Origin of the sequence: Roseateles sp. (genome assembly GCF_019237615.1) — a bacterium.
Taxonomy (GTDB): domain Bacteria; phylum Pseudomonadota; class Gammaproteobacteria; order Burkholderiales; family Burkholderiaceae_C; genus Pelomonas.
In genome coordinates this window covers 1-11,029 of sequence record NZ_JAFAGT010000050.1, presented here as the reverse complement: position 1 = coordinate 11,029, position 11,029 = coordinate 1, and the positions used below count along the sequence as shown (strand labels likewise).

At 68.1% G+C, this 11,029-nt stretch carries 12 protein-coding genes; 2 read left to right on the top strand and 10 right to left on the bottom strand.

Translation table 11 applies throughout. The annotated features are described in order from the left end of the window. Positions 1–140 precede the first annotated feature (140 nt). The 7 genes from JOY88_RS09215 to JOY88_RS09185 form a co-directional block, all read right to left on the bottom strand. On the bottom strand, positions 141–1,511 hold the full coding sequence (locus JOY88_RS09215; RefSeq protein WP_293501968.1) for a DNA recombination protein RmuC: 1,371 nt from the start codon (positions 1,509–1,511) through the stop codon (positions 141–143). Continuing rightward, positions 1,508–2,299, bottom strand: a complete 792-nt coding sequence (locus JOY88_RS09210) for a hypothetical protein (RefSeq protein ID WP_293501967.1) — start codon at positions 2,297–2,299, stop codon at positions 1,508–1,510. The genes JOY88_RS09215 and JOY88_RS09210 overlap by 4 nt, the downstream gene beginning before the upstream one ends. After that, positions 2,296–3,276: a 2-hydroxyacid dehydrogenase gene (locus JOY88_RS09205; protein ID WP_293501966.1), complete on the bottom strand. Its 981-nt coding sequence runs from the start codon at positions 3,274–3,276 to the stop codon at positions 2,296–2,298. The genes JOY88_RS09210 and JOY88_RS09205 overlap by 4 nt, the downstream gene beginning before the upstream one ends. Then, entirely contained in the window at positions 3,273–4,598 is a 1,326-nt protein-coding gene (locus tag JOY88_RS09200; RefSeq protein WP_293501965.1) for a sodium:proton antiporter, read from the bottom strand. The genes JOY88_RS09205 and JOY88_RS09200 overlap by 4 nt, the downstream gene beginning before the upstream one ends. Continuing rightward, the gene (locus JOY88_RS09195; protein ID WP_293501964.1) at positions 4,598–5,311 is read right to left on the bottom strand and encodes a nitroreductase; all 714 of its coding nucleotides are present in this window, start codon (positions 5,309–5,311) and stop codon (positions 4,598–4,600) included. Before JOY88_RS09195 ends, JOY88_RS09200 begins: the two co-directional genes overlap by 1 nt. Next, positions 5,308–5,751 carry an acyl-CoA thioesterase gene (locus JOY88_RS09190; protein ID WP_293501963.1) on the bottom strand — a complete coding sequence of 148 codons (444 nt, stop codon included), beginning with the start codon at positions 5,749–5,751 and terminating at the stop codon, positions 5,308–5,310. Before JOY88_RS09190 ends, JOY88_RS09195 begins: the two co-directional genes overlap by 4 nt. A gap of 76 nt (positions 5,752–5,827) precedes the next feature. Then, positions 5,828–6,766 (bottom strand): histone deacetylase family protein, encoded by a 939-nt coding sequence (locus JOY88_RS09185; protein ID WP_293501962.1) that lies wholly within the window; start codon positions 6,764–6,766, stop codon positions 5,828–5,830. A gap of 146 nt (positions 6,767–6,912) precedes the next feature. On the opposite strand from JOY88_RS09185, the gene JOY88_RS09180 reads away from it, so the two are divergent. Further along, the gene (locus JOY88_RS09180) at positions 6,913–7,380 is read left to right on the top strand and encodes a MarR family winged helix-turn-helix transcriptional regulator (RefSeq protein WP_293501961.1); all 468 of its coding nucleotides are present in this window, start codon (positions 6,913–6,915) and stop codon (positions 7,378–7,380) included. A gap of 51 nt (positions 7,381–7,431) precedes the next feature. On the opposite strand, the gene JOY88_RS09175 is transcribed toward JOY88_RS09180, so the two are convergent. Continuing rightward, positions 7,432–8,139, bottom strand: a complete 708-nt coding sequence (locus JOY88_RS09175) for an alpha/beta hydrolase (RefSeq protein WP_293501960.1) — start codon at positions 8,137–8,139, stop codon at positions 7,432–7,434. Positions 8,140–8,538: 399 nt separating this feature from the next. On the opposite strand from JOY88_RS09175, the gene phaP reads away from it, so the two are divergent. After that, positions 8,539–9,093, top strand: a complete 555-nt coding sequence (gene phaP / locus JOY88_RS09170) for a phasin family protein (RefSeq protein ID WP_293501959.1) — start codon at positions 8,539–8,541, stop codon at positions 9,091–9,093. Between the two features lie 159 nt (positions 9,094–9,252). Here phaP and JOY88_RS09165 read toward each other — a convergent pair whose 3' ends face one another. Together JOY88_RS09165 and JOY88_RS09160 are read right to left on the bottom strand one after the other, a co-directional pair. Beyond that, complete coding sequence (locus JOY88_RS09165; RefSeq protein WP_293501969.1) at positions 9,253–9,393, bottom strand: transposase; 141 nt, start codon at positions 9,391–9,393, stop codon at positions 9,253–9,255. Positions 9,394–9,517: 124 nt separating this feature from the next. After that, positions 9,518–10,780 (bottom strand): IS256 family transposase, encoded by a 1,263-nt coding sequence (locus tag JOY88_RS09160; RefSeq protein ID WP_293501958.1) that lies wholly within the window; start codon positions 10,778–10,780, stop codon positions 9,518–9,520. Positions 10,781–11,029: the final 249 nt, after the last annotated feature.

The following is an 11,029-nucleotide window of genomic DNA, read 5'->3' as shown; positions in this document are numbered from 1 at the left end:
CCTGAGCTGCTGTTCGTCCACCGTCGCCAGGTCCTCGAACAGACCGGCCGACGCATCACCTTGGTGCCTGGCATCACTCATGCCTCAGCACATGCCAGTTTCGTGCCAGCAAAGGGTGGTGGAGAAAAACTCTCAGGCTCTCAGTCGCCGCCCTCGTCCGCCGCACCCAGCTGCAGCAGCTGCTGCGCCGCATCGTCGGGCAGCGCCTCCACGCCCTTGAGCTTGCGCGTCATCGCGCGCGTGCGCACCTCGGCGGCGTCCAGCGTGTTGCCGGCCTCCTCCAGCTTCTTCTTGGCCTTGGCCAGCACGTCGCCGAACTTGCCGAACTCGGTCTTGACGGCGCCCAGCACCTCCCAGACCTCGGCCGAGCGCTTCTCCAGCGCCAGCGTGCGGAAGCCCATCTGCAGGCTGGTCAGCGTGGCCAGCAGGGTGGTGGGGCCGCACAGCATGACCTTGTGCTCGCGCTGCAGGCCTTCCACCAGGCCGGGGCGGCGCAGCGCCTCGGCATACAGGCCCTCGGTGGGCACGAACAGGATGGCGAAGTCCGTGGTGTGCGGCGGGCCGATGTACTTCTCGCGTATGGTCCTGGCCTCCAGGCGCAGCCGGCTCTCTATGGCCTTGGCCGAGGCCTCGGCGGCCGCCGGGTCGCCCCGCTCCTGCGCATCCAGCAGGCGCTCGTAGTCCTCGCGCGGGAACTTGGCGTCTATGGGCAGCCACAGCGGCTTGCCGTCGTCGCGCTGGCCGGGCAGCGAAATCGCGAACTCGACGCGCTCGCTGGAGCCCGGCAGCGTCGCGACGTTGGCGGCGTACTGCTCGGGCGTGAAGACCTGGTCCAGCAGGCCCGCCAGCTGCACCTCGCCGAACACGCCGCGCGTCTTCACGTTCGTCAGCACGCGGTTCAGCGAACCGACGTCGCGCGCCAGGTTCTGCATCTCGCCCAACCCCTTGTGCACCTGTTCCAGCCGCTCGGCCACCTGCTTGAAGCTCTCGCCCAGGCGCTGCTCCAGCGTCGCGTGCAGCTTCTCGTCCACGGTGGCGCGCATCTGCTCCAGCTTCTTCTCGTTGTCCTGCTGGATGCTGGTCAGGCGCTGCTCCACCGTCAGGCGCAGCTCGGCCAGGCGTTGGTCATTGGTCTTGGACAGCGCCTGCAGTTGATCGCGCATCGCGTCGTTCAACCGCTGCATGGACTCGGCCTGCGCCTGCACGCTGCGCAGCGCCGCGGCGTCCTGCGCCTCGCGCGCGGCCAGCGCCTGCTGGGCCAGCGACTGGTTGCTGCCCTGCAGGCCTTGCGTCAGCACCTGCTGGAACTGGGCCAGGCCTTGCACCAGCTCCTGGCGCGTGCCGCTGGCACTGCGGCCCAGCTCGTCGCGCAGCTCGCGCTCCAGCCGCTCGTTGCTCTGCAGCAGCTCGGGCGGCACTCCGCTCTGGGGCTTCTGGCGGACCCAGACCAGGACCAGCAGGACCAGGATCAGGACCAGCAGGACCGGCGTCATCAGCTCCGGCAGGCTCATGGCGCCACCAGGCCGGCGACGGCTCTGGGCAGCTCCGCCTCGATGAGCGCCTCCAGCGCCCTCACGCGCTGCTCGGCCGTCGTCGCGGCCCAGGGGTTGGCGGCGTCGGCGGCCACCGGCAGGCGGCCGGCCACGGCCAGCGACTGCTCGCGCTTGAGCCTGAGGTCGCCAAGGTCCACCAGCGCGACGCGGATGGAGACATAAGGCGCCAGCACGGCCAGGCCCGGCTGGCCATCGAAGCCGATCTGGGCGTTGGGGCGCTGGTCCAGCACGAAGCCGGGGCCTTCCAGCGTGGTGAGGATTCGCGCCGGCAGCGCCGCGGCGAGGGCCGGCTCCTGGCGGCTGCGCGTGACGAGCAGCAGCCGCGCCGCGCCACTCTGGCGCACCGCTTCGCCCAGCTTGCCGGGCAGGCTGAGCTTGCCGTCGACGAAGAGGCTGGCCGGGTCGCCGAAGAGGCTGCGCGTCGTCGAGGTGTAGAGCTTGGCCTCGCGATCCTTGCCCGCCGCCTTGACGGCCTCGTTCAGGGCCTGCAGCACGGCGTTGTCCAGGCCGCCGGCCGGCGAGGACGTCCATTCGCCGGCCTGCACCGTGTCGCCGCGCGCGGGGCTGAGGCTGATGAGCTGCACGCTGTCGCCCAGCAGCGACAGGGCGGCGAACTTGTTGGGGTCGCGCGGCGTCTTGTCCTCGACGGCGGGCGCGGGCGGCGGCGGCGCGACCTGCTGCTTCAGCGACTGGCCGAAGGCGATGGCGGGCAACAGGGGGAGCAGGTACAGCAGGCGGCGTTTCATGCGGAAAGGACTTCAGGGTTCAGCGGCGTGGGCGGCGGGCGCGAGGTCAGCGCAGCGACGAGATTGTCGGCGGCCAGCTGCGCCATCGCGACGCGGGTGGGCAGGGTGGCGCTGGCGATATGGGGCGTGAGCACGACATTGGGCAGGGTCAGCAGCGCCGGGTTCACGCGCGGCTCGCCCTCGAAGACGTCCAGCCCGGCGGCGGCGATGCGCCGCTCGCGCAGCGCCGCAGCCAGTGCGTCCTCGTCGACGATGCCGCCGCGGGCCACGTTGACCAGCGTCGCCGTGGGCTTCATCAGCGCGATCTCGGCCGCGGCGACGCAGTGGTGCGACTCGGCCGAATAGGGCAGCACCAGCACCAGGTGGTCGGCCTGGCGCAGCAGCTCGTACTTGGACACATAGCGCGCGCCGAGTTCGGCCTCGGTGTCGTCAGCCAGGCGCGAGCGGTTGTGATAGATCACGTTCATGCCGAAGCCGAAGCGGCCGCGGCGCGCGATGGCCTGGCCGATGCGGCCCATGCCCAGGATGGCGAGTGTCGTGCCATGCACTTCGGAGCCGGCCAGGAAGTCCCAGGCCCAGCTCTTCCACAGCCCGTCGCGCAGCAGCCGCTCGCCCTCGCTCATGCGCCGGGCCGTGGCCATCAGCAGCGCGAAGCCGAAGTCGGCGGTCGACTCGGTCAGCACGTCGGGCGTGTTGGTGACCAGCACGCGGCGCGCCGTGCAGGCAGCCAAGTCGATGTGGTTGTAGCCCACGCTCATCGTGCAGACCGCGCGCAGGTCCGGGCAGGCGTCCAGCAGCTCGGCCGAGATGCGCTCGGTGCCGGTGATGTAGGCGCCGGCCTTGCCTTGCAAGCGGGCGCGCAACTCGCCGGCGCCCAGGGGCTCCTCGCCCTGCACGGCGTCCACGTCGAAATGGGCCGAGAGCTTGTCCATCACCTCGGCCGGCGCGCGGCGCGCGACAAGAATCTTGGGCTTCATCGCATCCATATCCAGGCCATCACGAAAAGAAGCGGCAACAGCACCGCACAGGACCACAGCAGGTAGCCGCCAAAGCTCGGCATCTTGACACCCCGCTCCTCGGCAATGGCCTTGACCATGAAATTGGGGGCGTTGCCGATATAGGTCATGGCCCCCATGAAGACGGCGCCGCCGGAGATGGCTGCCAGCATGGCGGCCCCCTCGCCCATCAGCCGCTGCGCGTCACCACCGGCGAGATTGAAGAAGGCGAGGTAGGTGGGCGCGTTGTCCAGCACCGAGGACAGGCCGCCCGTCAGCCAGAAATAGGCCCAGGGCGAATCGAGGCTGCCGGCCACCGGCGCGAACACGCCGGCCGGGCCGGCCTTGAGCATGGCCATGACGGGCACCATGGTCAGGAAGATGGCGATGAAGAGCTTGGCCACCTCCCGCATGGGCGCCCAGCTGAAGCGGTTCTTCCCGCGCACGCCGGCCGGCGTGATCCACAGCGACCAGGCCGTCACAGCGACCAGGCCCAGGTCGCGCGCCAGGGCCTGCAGCGGCAGCGGCGTGCCCCAGAGGTCGAACACGATGCCGGGCTTCCAGTAGCCGCTCATCAGCACCAGGCCCACGGCCACGGCCAGCGGCAGCAGGTTGATCGCACCTTCCAGGCCCAGCGCGGCCGTGTCGGGCGTGGGGTCGGGCCGGGTAACGCCCTCGCGGCGGTACAGCCAGGCGTCTATGGCCCAGAACACGGCCAGCAGCGCACCCACCAGGAAAAGCGTCTCGGGCAGCAGCTGACCCAGCGTCCAGAAGAAGCCCACGCCCTGCAGGAAGCCGAGGAACAGAGGCGGGTCGCCCAGCGGCGTCAGCGCGCCGCCGACGTTGCCGACGATGAAGATGAAGAAGACGACGACATGGGCGTTGTGGCGGCGGTTGTCGTTGGCGCGTATCAGCGGCCGTATCAGCAGCATGCAGGCGCCCGTGGTGCCCATGAAGCTGGCCAGCAGCGCCCCCAGCGCCATCAGCCCCGCATTCAGCGCCGGGCTGCCGCGCAGGTTGCCGCGGATGAAGATGCCGCCGGCCGTCGTGTACAGCGCGCACAGCAAGATGGTGAAGGGCAGGTACTCCTCCACCAGCGTGTGCACGAGCACGCCGCCCGTCGCCGCCGCGCCGAAGGCCAGCGTGAAGGGCAGCAGCAGCGCCAGCGTCCAGGCCGCGGCGATCTTGCCGAAGTGGTGGTGCCACAGCGCCGGCGTGGCCAGCGGCAGGACGGCGATGGACAGCAGCAGGCCGGCAAAGGGCGCGGCCCAGGCCAGGCCCAGTTCGGAACCGGAAAGCGTCATCAGTCTTCGAGGAAGCGGGTGAACTCGGCCACCGGCGCACGCTCGGTGACGAGGCTGTTCTCGACCGCGTCCGGGTCCGCGAATCCCATGGACATGCCGCAGACCAGCATCTGCTCCTCGTTCAGCCCCAGCTCCTCGGCGAGGATGCGGTGGAACTGCGTGAACGCCGCCTGCGGGCAGGTGTGCAGGCCGCGCGCGCGGGCGGCCACCATGATGTTCTGCAGGAACATGCCGTAGTCCAGCCACGAGCCCTGCTGCATGACGCGGTCTATGGTGAAGAGCAGCCCGACCGGCGCGTCGAAGAAGACGAAGTTGCGGCCATGCTGGTGCTGCATGCGCGCCTTGTCGGTCTTGGCGATGCCCAGCAGGCCGTAGAGGTCCCAGCCCACCTTGCGACGGCGGTCGATGTAGGGGCTGCGCCATTCGTTGGGATAGTAGGCGTACTCCTCCCGGTGCGCGGCGTTCTGCGCGGGGTCGAGGTAGGCGGCCTGGATGCGGCCGGCGATGCGCTGCAGCGCCGCGCCCGTCAGCACATGCACCTGCCAGGGCTGGGTGTTGGTGCCCGAGGGCGCCCAGGAGGCGACCTCCAGGATGTCCTCCACCGTCCGGCGCGGCACCGGCGTGGGCAGGAAGGCGCGCAGCGAATGGCGCGTCTTGATGGCGGCGTCGACCGCGGCGGTCTGCTCGGGGGTGGGCGTGGCGAAACGGCTCATGGGGTCAGCATCTCGAGGGCTTGGAGGTAGGGTGCCGGCAGCGCCGGCACCGGGCGGCGGCTGTCGCGGTCGACATAGACGTGCACGAAATGTCCCCGCGCGGCGCACAGCTCGGCGCCTTCGGCGAACAGCCCGATCTCATAGCGCACGCTCGAGCGGCCCTGGTGGGCCACGCGCACGCCGGCGTCGATGCGCTGCGGAAAGGCCAGCGACTCGAAGAAGTTGCAGTGCGTCTCGACGACCAGGCCTATGACCTCGCCGCCATGGAGGTCCAGCGCACCGGCCTCGATCAGCAGCGAATTCACTGCCGTGTCGAACAGGCTGTAGTAGACGACGTTGTTCAGGTGGCCGTAGACGTCGTTGTCCATCCAGCGGGTGGTCAGGGGCACGAAGCGGGCATAGGCCGCGCGGCCGTCGGGCTGGGGGCGGGTCGTCGTCATCGGTGGTGCACGGCCGCCGGAGGCCACCGGTGCGTCCCCTCGGGGGGCAGCAAGCACTGCGAGCGTGGGGGTTGATTCATGACGGGGATTCTTCCATGCGCTGCCAGGCCGACCAGGACTCAGCGGCCAGGTTCAGCGTCGCGACCTGCGCGGCCACCGTCGCCGCCAGGTCGTGGCCATAGCCGCCGGCCATGCTCAGCGCGACCGGGATGCGCCGTTCGCGCAGCGCCGCCAGCACGCGGCGGTCGCGTTCGGCCAGGCCGGCGTGGGTCAGCTTGAGGCGGCCGAGACGATCGCCCTCATGCGGGTCGGCGCCGGCCAGGTAGAAAGCCAGGCTCGGCTCGCAGCGCCGCCAGACCTCGGCCAGCGCCTCGTCCAGCGCCGCCAGGTATTCGGCATCGCCGCAGCCGTCTGGCAGGCCCACGTCCAGGTCGCTGACCTCCTTGCGGAACGGGAAGTTCTTCTCCCCGTGCATGGAGAACGTGAACACCGAGTCGTCGCCGCGGAAGATGGCGGCCGTGCCGTTGCCCTGGTGCACGTCCAGGTCGATGACGACGACACGCAGCCCGCCGGGCGAGCCGGCTGCGCATTCGGCCTGCATCAGCCGCGCGGCCACGGCCACGTCGTTGAACACGCAATAGCCCGAGCCCTTGTCCGCATAGGCATGGTGGGTACCGCCGGCCATGTTGGCCGCCACGCCCTCTTGCAGCGCCGCGCGCGCCGCCGCGATGCTGGCGCCGACCGACCGGCACGAGCGCTCCGCCATAGACGGGCTCCACGGGAAGCCGATCTCGCGCTGCTGGGCCGCGCTCAGGCCGCCGTTCAGCACGGCGTCGATGTAGTCCGGCGTGTGCACCCGCGCCAGCTCGGCCGCGCTGGCGGCTGGAGCCGGCCGCATGCGCAAGCGCCCCGGCTCGCACTCGAAATGCTCGCGCAGCAGCCGGTACTTGGACTGCGGGAAGCGGTGCCCCGGCGGCAGGGCCAGGCTGTGGGCGTCGGAATGAAAGGCCAGCATGGGCAGCCACGATAGCCGCGGTAGAGAGGCCCGGGGGACGATCGGGTCCGGCGCGGCCTGCTCTAATGATGCGAGCCAATCATTTGCGTGCTTGGCGATGCACAGGCCCACGGCGGGCGGCGGCTTTCAATGGGGAGAAACGTTCGATGGTTTCCAGGACCGGCAGCAGGCAGGAGGCCGAGCGGCGCTTCCCCACGCTCGACGACAAGCTCTGCTTCGCGCTGTATTCGAGCTCGCTGGCCATGCTGCAGAGCTACAAGCGCGACCTGGGCGACCTGGGGCTGACCTATCCCCAGTACCTGGTGATGCTGGTCCTCTGGGAAGGCGACGGCGTCACGATCAAGCACGTCGCCGAGCGGCTCGGCCTGGATTCGGGTTCGGTCACGCCGCTCGTCAAGCGGCTCGGGGAGGCCGGCTTCCTGGTGCGCCGGCGGGATGCGGCCGATGAGCGCAACCTCAGCATCGAGCTGACGCCGGAAGGCCGGGCCCTGCAGGAGCGGGCGGAGCGCGCGAGCAGCCAGTTCGTCAGTGCCTGCAAGCTCCCGCTTGCCGAGGGTGGCGAGCTGCGCGACACGCTGGCCCGCCTGGCCAGGACGCTGCGCGGCGCGGACTGATCCGCCGAAGCCGCCGTGCACCGGCGAACCGGTGCACGGCGGCGCACTGCATCACTTCGCCTGGGCGGCGGCCGTTGCCTTGGCGGCCTGCGCGATGAGCCGGGCCACCTCGGCGGGGCGAGACACATAGACGGCGTGGCTGCCGGGCACTTCGACGACGGTCGAGCCGGCACGTTGCGACATGGCGCGCTGGGCTGCCGGCGGAATCATCTGGTCGTCCTTGGCGACCAGATACCAGCTCGGCTTGTTCTTCCAGGCGGCTTCCGTGACCGCACCGGTCAGCGCGGCGACGCCCCAGGGCACCTGCGAGGCGGCCATGAAGTCGGCCTGCTGCTTGCCCACATCCGCGGCGAACGAGGCGGCGAACTTGGCCTGGTCCAGCAGCAAGAAGCCGTCCTTCGGGGGCAGGATGGGCGGAACCGGAGCGCCGGGGGGCGAGTTCTTGATCAGGGAGTCGACGGACTCGCCCTTGTCGGGCGCAAAGGCTGCCACGTACACCAGGCCCTTCACCTTCGGGTCGTTGCCGGCCTCGGTGATGACGACACCGCCGTAGGAGTGGCCGACCAGCAGAACCGGACCCGACTTGGCGTCGACGATGCGCTTAGTGAAGGCGACGTCATCGGCGAGCGACGTGGTGGGGTTCTGGACGACGCTGACGTCGTAGCCATCCTTCTTCAGGATGTTGTAGACGCCTTCCCAGCCGGAGCCGTCGACGAAGCCGCCATGGATCAGAACGATGGAGAGTGCGAGCGTGTTCATGGTGAAAGTCCTTGGGTGAGGTTGGAGACGGTTGATGGCTTCGATGGCCTCGGCGCCTGAGAAGCCGCTTCAGCAGGTGCTGAGCGTCCTCGCTGCGTTGTCGTCATCTATCCATGGACTTAACTTTAGCGCGCTAATCATTTGCGCACAATTTAAACAATTCATCGGACCGATAGGCGAGGCGCCCGCCCGAGGCGGAGCCCGGGCAGGGGCGGCTGCCGAGGGCACAAGGGGCTTCCGGGCGGCCCATCAGCTTGGTCACACCCTGATACCCCTAATTTGCTGCACCGCACAAAAAAGTTCTTGCAATCCGGCGCCGGGGCCCTATCATTCGAGTCATGTTGCAGTGCAGCAAAAGAAGCACGGCAAACGGTTCAACCCCCTCCACAGGAGAACACCATGCTGACCGCTGAACAGATCCTCGCCGCCCACAAGGCCAACATCGAAACCCTCTTCGGCCTGACGAACAAGGCGTTCGAAGGCGTCGAGAAGCTCGTCGAGCTGAACCTGCAGGTCGCCAAGACCGCGCTGAGCGAAGCCGCCGACACGACCGCCGCCGCCCTGTCCGTCAAGGACGCGCAGGAGCTGCTGTCCCTGCAGGCCGCGCTGCTGCAGCCGACCGCCGAGAAGGCCGCTTCCTACAGCCGCCATGTCTACGACATCGCCTCCGCCACCGGCGCCGAAGTCGCCAAGGCCGCCGAAGCCCAGTTCGCTGACGCGCAGAAGAAGTTCACCGCCGTCGTCGACAACGCCGCCAAGAACGCCCCGGCCGGCACCGAGAACGCCGTCGCCCTGGTGAAGTCGGCTGTTGCCGCCGCCAACAACGCCTTCGAGTCGGTCCAGAAGGCCGCCAAGCAAGCCGTCGAAGTGGCCGAGTCCAACTTCCAGGCCGCCACCTCGCAGGCCGTCAAGGCCACGCAGACGGCCACCCGCTCCAGCAAGCGCGCGGCCTGATCGCTCAGAGCCTCTCAAGAAGCCCGGTGCACCCGCACCGGGTTTTTTTTTCATGTGCGCTCAGCATGAACTGCCCCCAGAAGTTGGATACCGGTGGTGGAGCTTCCATCATCGGATGCAGTTGGAAGTGAGACTGTCATGGCTGCGAAATTTGGTTCCTCAGCAGAATTTGTGGGCGAGTTCCCGCTCCGGAAGCCGGCCGAGCACGTGATACAGAGAGAGCTCGATGACGCGGAACGTGCGGAAGCCGTAGGCTTTTCTCATGGTGACTTTGGCCTTGCCATTCAGGCCCTCGACGATGCCGCTTGAGAACTGCTTGCGGGCGCGGAAGTAATTGAGCAGAAGCTCACGGTGGGGCCTGTCCGAATTTCTGTGTGCAAGGCGGGGTGAGCCTTCACTGAATTCGTGAAGCGGGTTGAAGATCTTACGGCGTCGGTCTCGTGAACCGATCTTCGTAGAGGATCGCGAATTGATTCATCGCGGACTTCCAGTTGTGGGCCGCGCGGCCCCAGTCCTCGGTGATGTTGCGTAGGGCCAGCCAGATCAGCTTGGTGGCTGCATCGTCGCTTGGGAAGTGCCCGCGCGTCTTGATGATCTTGCGCAGTCTGGCGTTCACGCTCTCGATCGCGTTGGTCGTGTAGATCACACGCCGCACCTCGGGCGGGAATGCGAAGAACGGAATGACCTTGTCCCAGGCCCTGCGCCAGGCGCTGACGACGGTCGGGAACTTCTGGCCCCACGAACCCGCTTCAAACGCGTTCAGCTCGCTCTCGGCGGCCTCCGCGCTCACCGCCGTGTAGATCGGCTTGATGGCGGCCGCAAGCGCCTTGCGGTCCTTCCAGCTGGCGAAGTCCAGGCTGTTGCGGATCAGGTGCACGATGCACGTCTGCAGCGTCGTGGCCGGAAACGCCGCTCCCAGGGCCTCGCCGATGCCTTTCAGGCCATCGGTGACGGCGATCAGGATGTCGCCCACGCCTCGGGTCTTGAGGTCGTTGAACACCTTGAGCCAGAACTTGGCACCCTCGGTGTTCTCGATCCACAACCCCAGGATGTCGCGCGTGCCGTCGGGCAGCACGCCCAGGGCCAGGTAGATCGCCTTGTTGCGCACCACCGCTTCCTCGCGAATCTTCACTCTCAGGGCATCGAAGAACACAACCGGGTAGAGGGGTTCCAGCGGCCTTGCCTGCCAGGCGGTAACTTCGCTCATTACCTCGTCGGTCACCGAGCTGATGAACTCAGGGGACACCTCGGTGCCGTACTGCTCGCGCAACAGCCCCTGAATCTCGCGCACCGTCATGCCACGCGCGTACAGGGCGATGATCTTGTCGTCAAAGCCGGTGAAGCGCCGCTCGTGCTTGGGGATGAGAATGGGCTCGAAGCTGCCCTCGCGGTCGCGCGGAATGTCCACCCTCAACGGCCCATCATCGGTCAGCACGGTCTTGGTGCTGCTGCCGTTGCGGTGGTTGCTCGTGTCCACGGGCTTGTCTGAGCCAGCCGGGTAGCCCAGGTGGTGGGTCATTTCGGCCCCCAAAGCACGCTCGATCAGCGCCTTCTTGAACGCCATCGACACGGCGTGCACCGCGTCGGCGCTCATCGGACCGCTCACAAACTGGTCAATCAATTCCTTCGGAATTTCCGGCAATTCCGGCCCTGCGGCTTTGGCGGCCTTCTTCGTCTTGCTTGGCATAGTCGCTCCTGATCTTCATACTATGCCTCACACACAAAATTCCGGACACTCTCAGCGAGTCCGGCACACAAACCACACCGCTGGCACAATCGCCTCTAGCCTGGATGGCCTCCGGGCTTCCGGGACCGGAAACGGATTAGTACCCTCAGGTCTGTCCCTAGTTTGCCGTACATCACTCGTGTGGCAAAGCCCTTGCCGAGTAATTCTTGTCCCCTACTGGCCACGGCGTCCCGTTCGCCGGCACTTGTA